Genomic DNA, 19,702 nt, shown 5'->3' with positions numbered 1-19,702 from the left:
TAGGAAATTTACAATGTCAGCAACCCAGCCCTAAATGGACTGAGCTTGCAAGAAATTTCAAGCTGTACGACCAGACCACCCTAAGCGGCTTGCCCTGAGCGAAGTCGAAGGGAGTCTAAGGGTAGCCGTTATTTGAGTCACGACACCTCGAAATGCGTAGCCAGTTTCCCGCTCTGTCGCTGTAAGTTAAACAGTTCTAAGGTAACTGGAACAGTGCTTTCAGCCCAACAAGCTCTTATAACAGGTCAAGGCTAACATTACCCCAGAAATGGGAGTTGGTTTCCAGATTCCAATCAAAAATCTGGTCTCAATTTTAACATCCACAGCGGTTAAAACCGTGATCAGTGAGCTTGTCGAATTGCTCGTGTCGCGGCTGGTGAGCTGCGTCGAACCATCCCTCTCAGCGTCTTTAGACACGCTTGTTTCCCACTTACCGCGAGGTTTTATGAACAATGAACTTGATAGTAAGAATTCAGGGGTCAGGAATCAGGATGTAGGGGCGCAGGGCTTGCGCCCAGTCAGGAGTCAGGAGTATGGCTAACGCCACGCCACGCTATCAGGAGTTTAGGAGAAAGAAATTGAAGAATAGAGAATGGAATTTCTCCCCTGTTCCCTGTTCCCTGTTTCCTTCCATCTCAAACCTTATGTATCCTGAGTCCTTATACTTGATAAATCATTAAAATTCTTTATGGGATCTTTATGAAGTTAATTAGCGCAGAGTCTAACCTAGTTTCTGCCTTTTTTTAATCTGTCTAACTGAGTAGATTGATAGGAGATATCAGAAAAATATGCAAGAACTTCTTTATTTAGAAATTCCTACGCCCGATACAGTATCCGTTAGCAAATGGCTACAAACAGATTTTGTTGTTGAAAATGGGCAAAAATTAATTACCGCAGATGGTTTGCGGTTGAGAGGCGCGGTTCAAGGTACCACTTCTGGTGATGTAGAACTGTCTATATTTGTGTGGTCGGTGCAGCGAACAACTTATCTTAAGGTATTCCGTTGGGGAGATGAACCTTTTCCAGGGGAGAGAGGTATTCTCCAATCTCTGACACAGGAAATTAGAGGTCGCTTTCCTAATTGCTACCCGGAACTACCTGTTATTGATGCCCAAAATTCAATTTTCACAGAGCTAGAACCTTATTATCCCTTAACTGTTAAGTATTTTCAGAAAATGTCTAATGGGGAATATCACCTCAACCGGGCTTACTGGTGGGAACAACGGTGGCGCGAAGGGGTAAGAAATCCTCAAAAGCCCCGACAAGTGGTATTTTATCAAGGGAATAGCCAGGAAACATCACCTGTTCTTTCTCCTGCTGCTAGTCCTGAGTATGACCTGATTTATATTGGTGGTGCTTTGGGGTCAATTCATGCGGCGGTGATGGCTAAATTGGGCTATAAGGTGCTATTGGTGGAAAGATTGCCTTTTGGTAAAATGAACAGAGAATGGAATATTTCTCGTGATGAAATCCAAAGTTTAATCAATTTGGGTTTGTTAACAGATGCTGAATTAGCAGAAATTATTTCTAGGGAGTATAAGGACGGTTTTAATAAGTTTTTTGATGGGAATAATCCTGCTAAGTTAAAATCCCCTGTTCTCCACACTCCTACTGTTCTGAATATAGCTTTAGATTCAGAAAGGTTACTGGCATTATGTGGACAAAAACTTCAAGCTGCTGGTGGTGATATTTGGGACGAAACGGAGTTTTCCCAGGTGAATATTAGTTCTACACAAGTTGCTATTAATGTCAAACATTTGCCTACTGGAAATGAACGGCAAGTGAGTGGAAGGTTGTTGATAGATGCAATGGGAACGGCTTCACCGATTGCTTGGCAATTAAATGGTGGTCGGGCTTTTGATAGTGTGTGTCCAACGGTGGGAGCGGTGATTGAAAAGGGCTTTGAGCCTGGGGTTTGGGATTCTGAATATGGGGATGTTCTCTATAGTCATGGGGATATTTCTAGGGGACGACAGTTGATTTGGGAGTTGTTTCCTGGGGTTGGGGAAGAGTTGACGATTTATCTGTTTCACTATCATGAGGTGAATGAGCAAAATCCTGGTTCTCTGTTGGAAATGTATGAGGATTTTTTCACAATTTTGCCAGAGTATCGGCGTTGTGATTTGGATAAATTAGTGTGGAGAAAGCCCACTTTTGGCTATATACCAGGACATTTTAGTGTAGATAGTAGCGATCGCACTATTGCAGTTGATAGATTAATTTCCATTGGTGATGCTGCTTCTTTGCAGTCTCCTCTAGTTTTTACTGGTTTTGGTTCTTTAGTCCGCAATTTAGACCGATTAACTACTCTGTTAAATATCGCTCTCAAACATGATTTATTAAGTCAGCAACACTTAAATAAAATTCGGGCTTACCAAAGTAATGTGGCGGTAATGTGGTTGTTTTCCAAGGGAATGATGGTTCCTACTGGCAAATTTATCGCCCCCCAAATGATAAATGCGATGCTGAATACTTTCTTTGGGTTATTAACAGATGAGACCCCGGAAGTTACAGATAATTTCATTAAAGATCGTTGTGATTGGTTCACTTTTAATCGTCTAGCTTTGAAAGCAGCCATGAAAAATCCGGCTTTATTATTGTGGATTTGGCAATTAGCTGGTTGGCGAGATTTATTACGTTGGCTGGGTAATTATTTTAGCTTTGCTCGTCATGCTTTAGTCAGTCTGATTTTGGGGACATGGTTTCCAAAATTCTTAAAATGGAATCAATCTTGGTTAGAAAATCGCTTTCCAGGATTATGGTTACAATTGTTAGTAATTAACTATGCAATTTCTACTGGTAGACCACGATTACCGCCAGTGTTGCGTTAGTTTTAGGGACTTCCAAGAAATAAATTATCCTGATTAACGAACCACGGAGGCGCAGAGGACACAGAGGAATAAGGGTTTGAGAGATTTTTGCGTTAGGTGGTTTATCGGTTGTCAAGAGATTGCTTCCTTTCACTCGCAATGACAACTCATGCAGCACAGGTTTATTAGAGACTTCCAATCAAAAAAATATCCCAAAATTTCTTGTGGTGCGGGACGAATTGCCCGCTAATCACCAAGGACGGGCAAGGATGCCCATCCCACAAAATTGGATCATTTTTTTGTGGAGTTCTCTTAGAAACACAAATTTAATAACCTGCAATTCTGATGTAACCTGGAATGGTGCGTTACGCTGTCGCTAACACACCCTACTTTTGCACCTTATTTAATTCACATTCCTTATTTAATTATATTCATCATCAACATAGGATTCATATATCTCCGGTGTTTCTGCGGAACTAACAGAGTCCGATAGTTGGAAACTGTCATCTGTCATCCGAATAATTTCTCCCGAAAAGAATTTGGCTAAACTTTCCGCAGCTTTAACGACTCCATCATGATCCCAATTTGATGGAGATGGTAACACCGGTGGCGGAGAAAGAGTTTGTACTGGTGCTGTATTCGTAACAACAGGCTCAATTTGGACTGGTGTGGGTGATGGTGCGGATACTGTAGCTACTGGTTGTGGTGTGGGTTGTGGTTCTGGTGTTTGTTGATATGTTTGTTGGGGTGGTTGTTGAACTGGAGGAGAAGTTTGTGGTGGTGGATTTCTTCTGGTAGAGGTGGCGTTTGCAGTGGTAGCTTTTTCTAAAGTAACTTGAATTTCTTGCTGGAAAGTTTGTCTAAAGGCTGTGGTGATAATAGGTAAATAAGATTTCACTTTGTCATACCAAACCGCTTTTACACCTACACGGGCAGTATGACCATTAAATTCCATTAAATGGCACATTTGACCCAGTAATGCTTGTGTGGGTAGCTGTTGAATATGTCCACGAACTTGTTGCCAAAGTTGAGTTAAATCGTATTGTGAACTTTCTCCTGCTGGTTGTACTGCTGCTGTTTGATAGTTGGCAGGTGGTGGTGGAGGTAGAGGTTCTGATGTTGGTGGTGCGAAATTAACAGGATATGCTGGTGGTGCAGCAACGGGTGGATATGTTGGGGTTGCGGTTGTATTGGTTCTTGGTGGGATATTTGCAGTTGGGGTTTGAATATTGGCACTGGGTAATAATCCCAGTAATGTTACTTCTAACCATAACCGGGGTTGAGTGGTGTTTTTTAGTTGGACTTCGGCTGTTCTCAGGTGTTGTTGTCCTAGCAAGATGGTACTGATGTCAAATTTTTGGGCAAATTCAACTAATGATGTCCAAGTTGACTGAGTACAAGCAACTAAATCTTGACGATTGGGGGCAGTTTTAGCGATGAGAAAATCTCGATAAAAAGCTGCGAGATTTTGGAGAATAATTAGGGGTTCTCGTCCTCTATCGAGGATTTTCCGGGTAGTGTCTAGGACTATTTCTGCTTGATCTTGAGCGATCGCTTCTAACAACCCAAATAGGTCTTTTTCGCTGACTGAACCCACCAAATCCCAAACTTTATCCGGTGTCACTTCCCCAGCGACTAAAGCTAATTGATCTAATAAACTTTCTGCATCTCTTAATCCCCCTTGGGCAATTTGTCCCACTAAAGTCAGGGAATCATGGGAAATATTAATACTTTCTTTATCGGCAATATGTGTTAAATGTTTTACCATTGCCTCTAACTGAATCCGTCGAAAATCAAACCTTTGACAACGAGAAATAATTGTTGGTAATACCCTTTGTGGGTCTGTTGTCGCCAGAACAAAAACAACGTGCTTGGGTGGTTCTTCTAGGGTTTTAAGTAACGCATTAAACGCTGCGGTACTTAGCATATGACAGTTATGTACTAGTAATCCATTAGCTACAAAGTTATGATTATCCTCAACTTCCAGATCATAAACTCGCTCAACTCCAGCGAGGTGAACAGATTCTACCTTCTCCAAATTTGTAAATGAGCGTGCCGCATCCACATTCACAGGGGATAGTATCTTCATTCCTTCTTTTACGTCTTTGGCTGCTATCCATCCCTGATCAGTCCTGATTAAATGATTACTTGTACACTTAATTTCTCTGTGAGTTGTTTTGATAACTAAAGTTTGCTTTTCCCCTTGATCTAACCACCGGACAACTTTTTTAAATTCCCATTTTTTAGAGGATTCATTGTAACTAAGAACTTTTTGTCCTTTAATATTCGGGTTGTCAATGCGAACAAGTCCGGTATTAGTGAGAATTAAAGAATCTCCTGTTAGACATTCATCAATCACATATACTTTATAACGGCACTGCATCGGGGCAAACTGCGCCCGTTCAATCAGTTCCCGGATATTATCAACACCAGTATTACTAGCAGCGTCAATTTCAATAACATCAGTAGAATAGCCTTTAGTAATACCCTGACAGATTTCACAAACGCCGCAGGGTTGGGGGGTTGGCTGGTTGCCTTGGAGACAATTGAGAGATTTGGCGAGAATTCTCGCACTGGAAGTTTTTCCTGTACCTCTGGGGCCAGTGAACAAATAGGCAGGGGCGATTTTCGCTGAGAGAATGGCGTTTGTTAGGGTAGTAGCGATCGCCTCTTGACCCACTAGTTCAGCGAAGCTCTTTGGCCGATACTTATGGTGCAGTGGTTCGTAAGACATGGAGACAGGTTTAAATCCGTATATCCCAGGTAAATTTTAGGGTTTTACCATTCTAACAACTCATGGCATTCGATTTTGGATTGACAATTTTGGATTTTGGATTAACTTCACTCTAAACTTGTTCTTTGTGTTATAAAAAAGTCCAAGTTTTAACCGTTTTGAGTATAAGTAGGTTGGCGTTAAAAATTGTCGTTATGACAAGGTATTTGGAGAAAAACAAAAAAAGTGTTCGTTCCGCACTTCGTGCGGCTGCGCTAACATCGACCAACATTGCTGATTTCGCTATGCTCAATTTTGCTCGTTGGTCAATTCTTCACTCGCGCGTATTTTATTCATCTCATCACCTCCCTATCGGGTAGGTGAGAGGCTTCTACTGTTTAAGCTAAAATTTTAATAGGCAACATCAATGGTGCATCAAATGTTCAAGCGGCTAATTCAATGGCTCAAAAAAATTTTTCGGCACTTGTTTGGTGGTAAACAAAATCTCACCCTCAGTCGAGAGGAAGTCCCCACACAAGTAGCTCCACCCCTAAGTGATACAGATTTAGAATTTCTATTTACAGAACTACTAGAAGGGGTTCATCAGGTCAAGGGACAAGCTTGGGCGCAAAAATGGTTACATAGTCTTGAACATCGTGTTAGTACGGAACAGTGGTTAGAATGGTTAATTCGTTTTGGAGACAGATTATTAGCATCTGCTAAACCTCATAATGAATTAGCAGCCAGATTAGTCCAACTTGGTGAGCTAAGAGTTGGGGAAATCAGTAATCTGTCCTACGATATAGGTATGAAAGTCTTAACACTTAATGCAGGAGAACCAATTTGGGAATATGACGGTCCTGATGTAGTGGAGAGTAATCCCTTAGTATCTGCCAACACAGAGGAAAATTTATCCGAAGGGGAATACAAAACTGTTACCCTAGATGAACTGTTGATGATGTTACAACAGGATGAAAACCTATGTGACCAAATCTCCCAACAACTAGGAGTGGAAACACAAAATCCCGAAGAGATTATTCAGGTATTGGTTAATCAGTATAATGAAGCGAACGAACCTTCTGTATAATCAAAACTGAGGACTGACACTTTTCGTGATTATAGTCTTCAGTTCTAGGAAACACAGGATTAGGGAAAATTACGCTTTTTGTGAAATAGTATAAAGAGGATTTTTCACTCACTCTGATGAAGACAAGTCCCCATAACTCAAGTTTGATTTGTTCAGTGTAGCTATTAGTATTGTTACCCAGGTCTATTAAATTTTCTAGACCTTTCCGTAATTAATAATTTTTTTGACACAACAATAGCTACAATCTAGGAGAAAGAAAATCCCATAAATTGGCAGATGTTCAGGTGGCTCTTGCAGTGGCTTAACAAATTTTTACAGTACCCCTTTGGCAGTCTTGGGATAAGTGATCCCAGGGCTAGTCAAGGCAATCTGGTGGCAGATCAACCACCAGAACTTACGAATGCGGATCTAGAGTCCTTATTTAACGAACTCCTAGAAGGAGTAAACCAAGCGCGAGGACAACAATGGGCATTCAAGTATTTACAGCGGATGGAACCGCGTATTACTGTTGACCGTTGGATAGATTGGCTGTTGATATTTGGAGACAAATTATTAGCTTCTCCCGCACCAAATCTTCAGTTAGCGGAGCGGATGGTGAAACTGGGTGAGTTGAGTATTGGAGAGGTTAGTAACTTGTCCTATGACATTGGGATGCAGCTATTGCGGCGCAATCTTAATCAGGAGGATGAAAGTACGCAAGAGTCACAGGAGTGGGAAATTTTCATCCCTACACAGGAGGAGTTAGATACTCCTGGTCAGGAATTGCTGCGCCAATTTGGGGAGGAAATCTGGCAATATCAGGAAATAGAACCTCTGAGTCATCCACAATCCCCAATGGTTGAGGATCTATTCACTGGTGAGTCTCTAGAGTTAAGTCATGAGTCTTTGGCTGAAGATATTTTTGACAATACTGCCAAGACGGAAAATGACTATCAGAGTTATGAGCATAAAATTCAGGAATTTTCCCAGAATGTTGAGGATATAATTGCCGATCCAGAATCTCGAATGGAGAAAAGCTGGCACGAGCCTTGGGTAAATTTAGAACCGCAGTTAGCATCCACTTTCGATGAGTTGGTGGTGCGGTTGGAGCAAAGTAACGATCTTGTTCAGCAGTTAGCGTCGGAATTGGCAATTCGTGATGGTCAGATTGTGCAGCAATCTAGATCACAAATGGTTGTTACTAATCCGGCAGAAAGTTTATTTTATGAAGGGTTACAGCAAGCTAAGGCTGGAAACTTATTAGCGGCTTTGGATTTGTATGAACGAGCTAGTCAAATCCAACCTCAAGCTTATGAATATTGGTTTAATCAGGGGCTGACACTGTTTTATTTGCAACGGTTTACAGAGGCGATCGCTGCTTATGACCAAACCCTGGCTCTCAAACCCGATTTCTATAAGGTTTGGTATAACCGAGGCGGTATTCTCGGTGAGTTGGGAGATTTTGATGCGGCTATCGCTTCTTTTGATCAAGCGATCGCTATTCAACCAAATTACCAACCAGCTTGGTCTAGCAGAGGCTTGGCACTACTCAAGTTAGGTTTGATCGGGGAAGCCATTGATAGTTATGATCAAGCCTTGAATTTAGAACCCCAAGATGCGGAAACTTGGTATTACCGGGGTATAGCTTTAGCTGTGGTTGAGCAATATGCAGAGGCGATCGCTAGTTACGACCAAGCTCTTCATCTCGAACCCAACTATCATGAAGTATGGATAGACCGGGGGGTAGTGCTATTTAGTTTAAAACAATGGTCAGAAGCGATTGAATCTTGGGATCAAGCCCTGGCTGTGCAACCAGAATTTTATTTAGCTTGGTATAACCGGGGTGTGTCCTTTGAAAACTTAGGTTGTCGGGAAGATGCGATCGCCTCCTATCAACAAGCGATCGCCATCAAACCCGATTTCCATCCGGCTTGGTATAACCAAGCCGTAGCCCTATTTTACCTAGATCGTTTCCCTCAAGCCATTTCCTGCTATGACAGTGCCTTGGAAATGAAACTAGACTATTGGGAAGCTTGGCTAGGAAGAGGGGCGGCTGCTGGTCATCTTCCCCCCCAACAATCATCACTAATTATCGTTAGTACCATTTCTGCCGCCAATCCCGACCTGAACTTAGGCGGCTATGAAGGCAAATTAGCCAGTTATCAAGAAGGTTTAAAATATCTTCGCCCCGATACTCATCCAGAAGGTTGGGGAAGATTACATATAGCTGTTGGTAATACTTATTACGAGCAAGGCAAAAAAGAAACTGCACATCGGGATTATTGGCATCATGCCATGTCTGAATACCAATTGGCACTATCCACCCTAACACCAGAAGATTTTCCCGAATTCCATTTAGAAATTTTGCAACTTCTTGCCAAAGTCCTTGTCTGCTTAGGAGAAACAACAGCCGCACAAGAACTACAAAAATGGGGAATTGAACTATTACAACAATTACTCACTCAGCCCACCCGTTCTGATGAAAATAAAAAACAACTGTTACTAAAATTCATAGGTTTAGGACAACTAGCAGTTGATTTGGCTGTAAATACAGGAGACCTAGTAGAAGCTTGGGAAATCGCTGAACAGGGTAAAAATAATTGTTTACAGTGGTTAATACCTGATTTAAATTATCAACTTCAGTCGGGGAATTATCACGGTATTCAAAAATTACTGAATCCCTCCACAGCTATAATTTATTGGCATATTAGTCCAGCCGCTTTGCACACATTCATTATCAAAGATCAAGCCCCATCTCCCATTTTACTTTTTACACCTATCCAAGATATAGAAGCAATTCCAGAGGGAGTAAGACGCTTAATTGAGTTTGAACAATGGTTAGCAGATTGGCAAGAGTCAGCAACACTATCCAAACTATTAGAGTTGCAAAATATCTTGAATATTTCCACAATTATTCAAGAATTGGAAGGGGTAGAGACAATAATTTTAATTCCCCACCGTGACCTATACAAGTTACCTTTGCACAGTTTATTTAATCTGTCTTTTGTTTCGGTAGTCTCTGCAAAGGTGGCAAATTATAATATTAGCTATCTACCCAGTGTAGCTATGGGAGTTTATTTACAGTCTCAATCATCTTCTAATGGTCATCAATCTCATGATCATCAGGACTATCCTCTACTCAAATCTGATAGCGAAGCACGACCTAGTAATCAATTAGCATCAGAAATCATTAGCGAAACCTTTGCTATTTCTCAGGATTTTCTGAGTTATTAAGATATGATTGTGAACAGTTGACTGTTAAGAGACTTCCAAAAAATAAAGTTCTCAATTAATGATAATGATCATCATTGGTAATGTCTTTTAATTATCCCTCTTATCTGTTTAAACTTTTAAGAGGGCTGGACTATTCCTTTACACCTCTATATCTTTATTCATCAGAAATCATACTTAATATCCATTCTATCCATCGTCTAACTGTGCTAGAACGTCTATCAGCAGTTTCATTATTTAACTTTGAATTACAGGATAAAATTATTTTAATAATTTCATTTTTATCCGGTATTTCACCATTTGAAAGAGTAGATTCAAAAGTTTTATAAAAAACCTGATATTGTAAAATTTTTCTAATAAAATATAATATTTTTATTTTATGCCTTTTTTTTAAATAATCTGTGCTTTCATCACTTAACTTAAAGTTGATTTCTTTAGTATTTATGTCTTTATATTTTTCAACAAATCCAAGATATCTAGCAGCATCAGTATAATAAGTAGTCTGTCGTTGATTAAATTGATAATTTGCTGTAATCTCTTCCTTTGTAAGCTCTTTATTTAACAAAATTGTTAGTAAATCTATAATTCTTGCAAATGTATTTGCTTGTGGAAATGGAATATCTGTTGGTTCAGGGGCTATCGTAATAGATTTAAATACTTCAGATACATCATCATGAGTTATTATTTCGGGTGCCATAACATAATTTTTTTGCTCTACTAACTTTATAGAATTGTAATCTAATAAATTCTCAAATTTGTATATAAAGAAGCTAAATATATTACTAGAATTAGAGTAAGTCATTAAAACTGGAATTACCTCTTTTGTTCTAATTTTATTAGAGGATGTTTTAAAAGTATTAGATGAAACCGATAATCTCCAAAAACCTAACCCCCCTGCCCCCTTCCCTACGAGGGAAGGGGGTTTTCAAAGCCTCTCCCCGCTTCGGGGAGAGGTTTGGAGAGGGGTTTGTTTATACATTAAAAACTTCTCAAACACCCTCTTAGACCATAGTTGATATGGATAATAAAGCTGCCTAATTAAAAAATTATCCACATCATATAATTTAGCTTCCACTAATACAAAATAATTTTCACTCTCAAACCCTGCATCTATTTCACACTGAGAGTTATCAACTTCAATTTGATACTGTTTATTATCTACTTTATCTTTTATAAAAAAATTAAACTTACCTGTAGACATTCGACCATAAACAGTTTGTTTAAAAACTTCTCCATTACTATTAATTAAATCATCTATAATATCTATATTGAAAGCACAACTTAAAGCTGCACTTTCTGAAAAGAGATTACAATAATCTATACTTTCTATACTGGAAGGAAAATCAACAGGAGTAGGTTCTAAACAAGCGTCATAATCAACATTTAAATAAGTATCAAATCTGCCTATTATATATTTATTTCTGGAAATAGGTAATATAGACAGCTTATGTTGTTTAAAGATTTTAGGCAAAGTATGATAATGATCAAACTTTGCCATTAACCTACTTTCTCTGAATTCATTAATACTATTGGACTCTATCTCAAAGTATCCTATTTCATTTATTTTTTCCAAAATAGAGTATTTTTCAAATAGTGCTTCCCAAGCAATATCATTTTTAGTATTTTTATCACTCATAGTTTTTTACTAAAATCTCATCCACTTTACCTCTTTTTTTACCATTACAATTTATCGCTCTTATAGCTGAGATTTTTGTGTGCAGATAATCTTTATAGAGGTCTTCGATAAATTCTGTACAAGCATTACTTAGTAAAATATGACAACCCCTACTGTTTAGATCATCAAATACCTCTTTTAATCTTCTCTGTTCCTGTTTATTGAAACCGTTAACATCGTAGCCAGTAAAAGAAGCAGTTTCGGAAACTGGATCATAAGGAGGATCGAGATATATAAAATCTCCTCGTTTAGCATCTTTAACAGCTTCTTGAAAATCAGAGTTTAATATTCTAACTTGATTTTCATTTAAATATTTATTAACTGCTTTTAAAACAGCTATATCTAAAATATTTGGATTTTTATATTTGCCAAAAGGTACATTAAATTGACCTTGAGAATTAACTCTAAATAACCCATTATAACAAGTTTTATTTAAGAAAATAATCCTGGATGCTCGTTGAACTTCTGTTTTAGACTTGAAATTCTTTTCTCGATCCCAGTCTCTAATATCATAATAATAATATTCATTATTTTTGTGATTTTTTAAATCCTCAATTAGTTCATCTAAAGAATTTTTAATTATTTTGTAACAATTTATCAATTCAGCATTACTGTCATTAATGACAGCTTTTTTAGGTTGCAAACTAAACAAAAGCGCACCACCACCAATAAAAGGCTCGTAGTAGGTTTGAAGATTATAATTTTTAGGCAGGTGATTGGCTAGAATTGTCGGCACAAGCTGTCTTTTTCCTCCTGCCCACTTTACAAAGGGTTTGACTAACGGATTAACTGATACCATTTTATGACCTGTAAATTATTAAGTGACAATAGCTTATTGATACTATTGTACTATATAATTGATATTTTCGTCTAGAATCCAGATTATACTATATTTTTTAGAAAAATCTGGATTTTTGAGAATTATTGGATTATTCCCAGTTTAATTGACATTCATGTTGATCAAATTCCCAATCAATACATACATCAGATATGGAGTCCATCGAATTTATTATATTAAAAACTTGAAGTTTATCTTCTTGTTGATATAAGCTAACAGCATATAAAATAATAGCAGCTAACCAAGCATCAAGTCGTCTAGCAAATTCAAGTGTCCAATCATATCTTTCTTCAACAGTAGGTTGATAATTAATCACAGGAGTAGCTGTTGATTTATGTGATGGAGGGTAAGGTAGTTGAATCAATCCAGGTAAAACACCTAAAATATGAAATTCAGTTTCATTGTCACTCACATCAATTAATTGCCATTCAGTATTATTTGAGTATAAAGGCATATTAAAAAATAAATAATTTCCTCGTTCGTAAGTGTTACTTGTATTCCATATATCCCAAGATCGTAAAGCTTTTACTAACACTTTCTGCCATCGAATATTATCGGTTGACGCTCACGGAAGCCTCATTAATTTACAATCTGCTATATTCCCAATCACCAATTATCTATTTTGTAAAAATTCCCTATGTTCAGGTGAATTTAATCCGGCTTGTAAAACTACTAAAACCTGAATCATGTCACCTGCCAGTAATGCTGGTACTGCTAACCATAAACCTGGCATAACTTGACTTTTTATGACACCATCAGCATCGGGTTCAAGAGAGATATATTCACTTTCATGTAATTGAAACCAATTTAGTTTTTTTTCTAAACTTTGCCAAACAATATATTCTTGAATACCGTTGCGACGATAGGCCTTTTTTTTATCATGCAAATCATAAGCTGCACTACTAGCAGCAATTTCGGCAACTAATTCTGGTGAACCTTCAATATAGTCATCTACTGTAATGCGGGACTTTCCTCCTAAACTTTGATCAATGAATAGAATTCCATCAGGCTGGGGTTCGTTATCTTGATCTAATCTAATTGTGGGTTCAATACCTAACTTGATACCGGGTGTAGCAATTTGATAATTCCCTAACCAAATTACAAGTTTTGCATGGGGTTCTGCATGACGTTGAAAGCGTAAGGGTGATGCCACGTAAACTACTCCTTCGATTAGTTCGGCTTTTTTAACATGGAGACTTTCTGTATAACGACGTTCAAATTCGTGGCGGGATAGGCGATCGCCACTTTCTAAAGGTAAAATCAGATTTTGAGGAGTATTGTTAATATCTGGTTTCTTAATCACCATGTTGCGTCCCTCCATTAATTACCTTAATTTTATAAAATATCCAACTTGTCAAACAACCATTTGCACGCACTATCTACGTCTGGAACTTGTTCTCCTGGGGGTACAGGTGGACGATTTACCATCACAACCTTAATTCCGAGTTTCCTAGCGGCGATAATTTTGGGATAGGTGGCATTACCACCGCTATTTTTGCTAACAATGGTATCTATATTGTATTTGAGTAAAATTTCCTGTTCGTTTTCTAAAGTAAAGGGACCGCGATCGCATAAAATTAATCCAGGTGGGACGATAACATCAGTATTTGGTGGATCAATCATCCGCATTAAAAACCAAATTTCCTGTAAATGTGCAAAAGTCGCAATTTCTTGTCTACCAATTGTTAGAAATACTCGTTTAGCTTGATTTGCTAACACAGTAGCAGCAGCGAGATTATTTTCTACTTCTAACCAGCAATCATCTCCTAATTTTTCCCAAGGTGGACGAATTACCATTAATCGCGGAATACCTACTTCCTGTGTCGCTGCGGCGGCATTTTCAGAAATCTGATTAGCGAAAGGATGAGTAGCATCAATTAATATATCAATTTGCATTTCTCGCAAATAACCAACCAATCCTGGGACACCACCAAAACCGCCAATCCGCACATTACCAACAAGATTAGCAGGTTCACGAGTTCGACCGGCTAAAGAAGCGATCGCCTCAATACCAGGAATATTTGCTACCTTAGCAGCCAATTCCACTGCATCACCAATTCCACCGAGAATTAAAACCCGCAACATATCAATTTTGGATTTTAGATTTTAGATTTCTACGAAGCTGTTGTATATACAGTTTGCACTTGAATGAAATACATCCTAGTCCCATCCTTGCTTGCGGGGCTATCGTGTACACACAAGTTAAATTACCCCTCTTAATCCCCTCGATGCTTTGGGGGGAAACCGGAAAATGGCGTTGCTGAATCGAGGTATGAAATCTCCAAATTGAACCTTTAAAAATCAAACCTCAGTGCGTCTACTCTTCGAGATCACGAAGCGTGATTGCGCCTTTGCGTGAGACTAAAATTCATACCCTTAATCCTTAATCAGCAACGCCTCATTTTTAATTACTAATGTCTATTGACACTAGATTCTAGGATTTTAACTTGATTTTGGAGTTTTTCTACAGTTTGCAAATGCGATAACTTTAATGAATAATTCAACCAAATAAAACTACCGGAAAAGATAGTTAAAACTCCAACTAAAATACCTGTTAACAATTTCACCTGAAAATGCAGATGTTTTACCTGATTAACTTGATTTTCTTCTGGAAGTTGAGACATAGGAGCTAAACTGAGATTTTCATTATCTACCATCACCTCTATCTTCGTTTCTTCCACTCTGGCAAATGTCACCTTACTTTCCAGCCATTTAGTAATTAACTCAGGACAATTTTTATTAAACCATTGCCAAGCCAGGATTTTAAATACTGGCTTCGACATTTTAGTCATAAATTTTAGAGTCTTATTGAGAGTTCCAAAATGCAGCTTATGATTTATCAAATTAGTTGAACCAACATCATAAAGACAATCTATGATGGCTTTAATTGTAACTTCTTCCTGATAAATCAAGGTTTTTAATAAAAGTCTAAGTTCATTAATTAGTTGTTCCTCTTTCTCTTTCTCTTTTTCTTGAACCTTTTGTGTTAAATGATCAGATATTTTTACTGATTTAGACATATTAAAACTATGGGTTGCTAGAAAAGTTTTTTTATTATAGTTCCCAGTTTCCATTACCTAATCTTCCGAGAACCGGAAATTTTCGCCAAAGCATCTTGAAACGCGGGTGGTAACTGACGCATAATTTTACCTTTTTCTCGATCCAAAGCTACTAACGTTACCAGAGCAGTAATATATAAATCCTGACCATCAGGAGAAACAAGGGTGTAGTCCCAGTTCATTCGCACTCCTGTTACCTCAGCCATCCGTGTTCTTACTAGGACTGGCATTCCTAATTTCACCGACTGATGATAACGAATTGACAATTCTACAACAGGTAAATCACAACCTAAAGCTACTAAATCAGCAAATTCAATGCCTATAGAGCGTAAGCATTCTACCCTTGCTTCTTCCATCCATGTTAAATAAGTACCATGCCAAACTATACCTGCGTAATCAGTGTGGTGAGGTTGCGCCCGAACTGGATATTCAAACCAATTTTCAAATGCAACATTAGTCACACTGTCAATGGCGCTGGTGGGTGGTAATTGGGGCTGATTGATTTCTTTAGACATAGGAATAATTTTTACAAGCAACGGATGGCTAAAAAACCGATAAAACTTTGTAAATTGGATATTTGTGAACTATTTTTTATCTTACCAGATTGTCAAGACGTTGCGTAAAACGCCCATGATTCGGAAAATTTGAGCAATACTGGTACATGAAGCAAGATAGACAGAAATTAAAAAAATGACGATTCAACTTACAAATACAGGATTATTAGATTGGACCGGTGATACTTTAGCCTTTGGTCTATTTGAAGATGCGGTGGAGTTAACCGGTGATCTGGTCAACTTAAATGATAAATTTGCGGGAATTTTAAAAGAAGTAATTACCGAGGAAGAGTTTACAGGTAAGGCAAATAGCACCGTTGTTATTCGTTTAGGTGGGACTTACCCAGTGAAGAAGGTAATTGTAGTTGGTTTAGGGAAACCAGACGCACTAAAACTAGACAGTTTACGCCGTGTAGCCGCGACTATAGCCAAAACCGCCAAAAAGCAAAAAACCAAGACTTTGGGCATCAGTTTACCACTGTGGAATAATGACCCAGCCACCACAGCCCAAGCATTGACTGAGGGCATAGAATTGGCACTTTACCAAGATATTCGCTTTAAATCCGAGCCAGAAGATAAAAATCCCAATATTGAAACCATTGATTTACTTGGTTTAGCTGGACAAGAAGCGGCTATTACCCGCGCTAATCAAATTGTTTCCGGTGTAATTTTAGCTAGGCAGTTAGTCGCAGCCCCAGCTAATGCGGTTACATCTATTACTATGGCAGAAACTGCTCAAGCGATCGCTCACGAATACGGGTTAGAACTGGAAATTTTGGAACAGGAAGAATGCGAAAAACTAGGCATGGGGGCATTTTTGGGAGTCGCCCAAGCTTCTGATTTACCACCAAAATTCATTCACCTCACCTATAAACCAGCCGATACACCTAAGCGGAAACTGGCAATTATCGGAAAAGGCGTAACTTTTGATTCCGGTGGATTGAACATTAAAGGCGCTGGTAGTGGGATCGAAACCATGAAAATGGATATGGGTGGTGCAGCGGCAACTTTAGGCGCGGCTAAGGCTATTGGACAATTAAAACCAGATGTGGAAGTTCACTTTATCTCCGCCGTTACTGAAAACATGATTAGCGGTAAGGCTATGCACCCTGGAGACATCTTAACTGCATCAAATGGCAAAACAATCGAAGTAAATAACACCGATGCTGAAGGGCGGTTAACCTTGGCTGATGCCTTGGTTTATGCGGATAAATTGGGTGTGGATGCGATCGTTGATTTAGCTACCCTTACAGGTGCTTGTGTGGTAGCTTTGGGTGAAGATATCGCTGGTTTATTTACACCAGATGATGCGGTAGCTTGCCAACTGCAAACAGCCGCTGATAGTGCTGGTGAGAAAATTTGGCGGATGCCAATGGAAGACAAATATTTTGACGGGCTAAAATCGGGTATTGCTGATATGAAAAATACCGGACCCCGTTATGGCGGTTCTATTACTGCGGCTTTATTCCTGAAGCAGTTTGTTAAGGATACCCCTTGGGCGCATTTAGATATTGCCGGACCAGTTTGGGCTGATAAGGAACATGGCTACAATGGTGCTGGGGCAACTGGTTTTGGTGTGAGAACACTGGTTAGCTGGGTTTTGAGTTAGGGAAACACCAGGGCGGGGAAACCCCGCCCCTACGGTTTTTGTATAGGAAATAGATCAAAGTGCGATCGCTCAAAATAGCCTATCATTAGGCTAGGTGTAACCTGTATTCCATAACTTCATGCCTTTCTCCGATTTCACTAATCCTTATAAAAATCCGGCTGACGTACCAGAAAAGTATCGCCAGCATATAAATCTACAGAAATTATTTAAAGCTGATGGTTCTTATGTACGTCCAGCAGAAGATCCTGTAACAATGTGGGCAATTCAGATTTTAGTGGAAGAGTACGGCGTTCCACTAGAAGCAATGGCATTAGAACTAAATGCGGATTTTGCCGAGGGAACTCATCAAGGTGGACGACGCTATCAAGGACGGGCAGACGTTGTAGTTTATGATGACCGTTATGCCGATTCTGTAGGTAATTTGGATGTAGCCTTTATTATGGTAGAGGCTATGGAACCAAATAAAAAAGTTGGTGGAACTGAAGCGGAAGGTTGGGTAGAACATCTTAACCGACTCAATTCTTACATGAGTGCTTCACCATCTGCTCGTTATGCAATATTAACCAGTGGGAAACAAACAGATATCTATCGTCGTGACCTTGATTATCCACGTAAGTTAGAAATAATTGGTAACTTACCTAAATATGAAAGCGCCCGTGAAGCTGCAAACCATAGTCCTTATACTGTAATTTTAAATCCTAGTGAACCAGATGGTATTCAAACTGGACTTACACCTCTATCCCGTGATAAATTTCGGGAGGTTTTGGGTGATACCCGTTCTGGATGTCATTCTATTCTCAGAGATAACGAGGGTTTGCAGCCACAAGAAGCCGTTGATGCAATGGTTAAATTTTTGTTTGCTAAGTGGTACGACGAACAAGCAACAATTGACTTGGTAAAGCAAACAGGAGAATCACGGGCTTATGTATTTAGTGTCAGTAATGAAACAGACCCAGAACGTTTATTAGTTCAAGTCAGAGAAACTTTTGAAAAAGCCAAGCAGTGGGAACGGGACACACTAGCGAAAAAATTTGGTGATGATTTGGCTGTGAGGTTGGCTTTTAATGAAGCTGATGTTTTGCAATTCAAGCCACACACCACAATGGAAATAGTCAAGCGTTTACAGCCTTGGAGTTTGCGGAAATCTTCAGCAGATGTCAAAGGTGGAGTATTTGAAGACTTTTTAAGTAAAACTTTCCGTGATGATTTAGGGCAATATTTCACACCTACACCTGTAATTAATTTAATGGTAGGAATTTTGCAACCAACAGTAAATGATTATGTTGGTGATCCTGCTTGCGGTTCAGCGCGAATGCTAACTCACGTTTTGGATTATGTGCGTAAACAGGAATATGCAAAAGCAATAGCAAATAATGGAGATAGTGCTGAAGGGATAAATCCTGAAGAACCAACGGAAGAGTTTATCAAGTTTCGAGATAATCATTTATTTGGGGCTGAATATTCTCGAAATGTGATGCACGTAGCGCGAGTTAATACTTTAATGAATGGCGCACAATATGCCGATTTAAAGGTTATGGATTCGCTGGAAAGATTGAGTAGCATTACAGGAGGAATTACAGAAGGACTTCCAGAACGTCCTGGTTTTTATCTGGGTGGGTTAACGATGATTTTAACTAATCCTCCATTTGGTTCTAAGTTGACAAATGAAAGTATTTTGAAGGATTTTGCTTCACGGGATGGGGTGACAAAGAAAAATGGCAAGGTTGTTAGAAGCATTCCTCAAGAAGTCGCTTTTCTTAATCGTTGTCTTGAGTTTTTAGCACCAGGGGGAAAGTTAGCAATTGTTTTACCTGATGGTGTTTTGGCAAATAGTTCCATGCAGGATGTAAGAGACTGGATTTTACGTTGGGCAAGATTAAAAGCGATTGTGAGTTTACCACAAGAAACATTCAGACCCTATGGTGCTGCTGTGAAAACTAGCGTGGTTCTTCTAGAAAAGCGTGATATAGCTTTGACAGCAGAAAGTCAGCTAGAAATTGAGCAGGATGATAAGATTTACATGGCTAGGATTGATGATATTGGCTATGACGCATCTGGTCGTATTTCTGCCTCAGAAGATGAAGTTAATGAACCGCCAGAAGTGAAGAAAGCAATTACAGATTTAGCTGGGTTATTAGGAAGGTAGT

At 39.0% G+C, this 19,702-nt stretch carries 14 protein-coding genes and 1 pseudogene; 5 read left to right on the top strand and 10 right to left on the bottom strand.

Annotation, left to right across the window (positions count from 1 at the left end):
- The first annotated feature begins 788 nt into the window (after positions 1-788).
- Positions 789-2,831 (top strand): NAD(P)/FAD-dependent oxidoreductase, encoded by a 2,043-nt coding sequence (locus NG743_RS18990; protein ID WP_027402260.1) that lies wholly within the window; start codon positions 789-791, stop codon positions 2,829-2,831.
- A gap of 400 nt (positions 2,832-3,231) precedes the next feature.
- Here the strand turns inward: NG743_RS18990 and dnaX are convergent, their stop codons facing one another.
- Entirely contained in the window at positions 3,232-5,544 is a 2,313-nt protein-coding gene (dnaX, locus tag NG743_RS18985; RefSeq protein ID WP_257120676.1) for a DNA polymerase III subunit gamma/tau, read from the bottom strand.
- Positions 5,545-5,962: 418 nt separating this feature from the next.
- On the opposite strand from dnaX, the gene NG743_RS18980 reads away from it, so the two are divergent.
- On the top strand, positions 5,963-6,610 hold the full coding sequence (locus tag NG743_RS18980) for a hypothetical protein (protein ID WP_257120675.1): 648 nt from the start codon (positions 5,963-5,965) through the stop codon (positions 6,608-6,610).
- A gap of 276 nt (positions 6,611-6,886) precedes the next feature.
- Complete coding sequence (locus NG743_RS18975) at positions 6,887-9,823, top strand: CHAT domain-containing protein (RefSeq protein WP_257120674.1); 2,937 nt, start codon at positions 6,887-6,889, stop codon at positions 9,821-9,823.
- Positions 9,824-9,977: 154 nt separating this feature from the next.
- On the opposite strand, the gene NG743_RS18970 is transcribed toward NG743_RS18975, so the two are convergent.
- From NG743_RS18970 to NG743_RS18935, 9 genes and pseudogenes are all read right to left on the bottom strand, one after another.
- Complete coding sequence (locus NG743_RS18970; RefSeq protein ID WP_257120673.1) at positions 9,978-10,517, bottom strand: DUF7226 domain-containing protein; 540 nt, start codon at positions 10,515-10,517, stop codon at positions 9,978-9,980.
- Between the two features lie 60 nt (positions 10,518-10,577).
- Positions 10,578-10,622: pseudogene (locus NG743_RS26965) on the bottom strand (hypothetical protein); the annotation flags it as partial.
- Between the two features lie 123 nt (positions 10,623-10,745).
- Positions 10,746-11,456: a type II restriction enzyme gene (locus NG743_RS18965; protein WP_257120672.1), complete on the bottom strand. Its 711-nt coding sequence runs from the start codon at positions 11,454-11,456 to the stop codon at positions 10,746-10,748.
- Entirely contained in the window at positions 11,449-12,294 is an 846-nt protein-coding gene (locus tag NG743_RS18960; protein WP_027402257.1) for a DNA adenine methylase, read from the bottom strand. Before NG743_RS18960 ends, NG743_RS18965 begins: the two co-directional genes overlap by 8 nt.
- Before the next feature lie 130 nt (positions 12,295-12,424).
- Positions 12,425-12,787, bottom strand: coding sequence for an alfin (locus NG743_RS18955; RefSeq protein ID WP_193961916.1), 363 nt, complete (start codon positions 12,785-12,787; stop codon positions 12,425-12,427).
- Between the two features lie 159 nt (positions 12,788-12,946).
- Positions 12,947-13,639, bottom strand: a complete 693-nt coding sequence (locus tag NG743_RS18950; RefSeq protein WP_257122164.1) for a Uma2 family endonuclease — start codon at positions 13,637-13,639, stop codon at positions 12,947-12,949.
- Between the two features lie 29 nt (positions 13,640-13,668).
- Positions 13,669-14,418 carry a cobalt-precorrin-6A reductase gene (locus NG743_RS18945; RefSeq protein WP_257120670.1) on the bottom strand — a complete coding sequence of 250 codons (750 nt, stop codon included), beginning with the start codon at positions 14,416-14,418 and terminating at the stop codon, positions 13,669-13,671.
- 326 nt (positions 14,419-14,744) lie between these two features.
- Entirely contained in the window at positions 14,745-15,353 is a 609-nt protein-coding gene (locus NG743_RS18940) for a hypothetical protein (protein WP_193961915.1), read from the bottom strand.
- 53 nt (positions 15,354-15,406) lie between these two features.
- Positions 15,407-15,907 (bottom strand): acyl-CoA thioesterase, encoded by a 501-nt coding sequence (locus NG743_RS18935; protein WP_027402252.1) that lies wholly within the window; start codon positions 15,905-15,907, stop codon positions 15,407-15,409.
- A 175-nt stretch (positions 15,908-16,082) separates the two neighbouring features.
- Here NG743_RS18935 and NG743_RS18930 point away from each other — a divergent pair, with 175 nt between their 5' ends.
- Positions 16,083-17,555, top strand: a complete 1,473-nt coding sequence (locus NG743_RS18930) for a leucyl aminopeptidase (protein ID WP_257120668.1) — start codon at positions 16,083-16,085, stop codon at positions 17,553-17,555.
- 118 nt (positions 17,556-17,673) lie between these two features.
- Complete coding sequence (locus tag NG743_RS18925; RefSeq protein WP_257120667.1) at positions 17,674-19,701, top strand: type I restriction-modification system subunit M; 2,028 nt, start codon at positions 17,674-17,676, stop codon at positions 19,699-19,701.
- Position 19,702: the final 1 nt, after the last annotated feature.

The sequence above is a fragment of the Dolichospermum heterosporum TAC447 genome, from assembly GCF_024584745.1.
GTDB classification, from domain to species: Bacteria; Cyanobacteriota; Cyanobacteriia; order Cyanobacteriales; family Nostocaceae; genus Dolichospermum; species Dolichospermum heterosporum.
The sequence above is the reverse complement of the archived record's forward strand: the minus strand, read 5'-3'. Positions and strand labels throughout refer to the sequence as shown.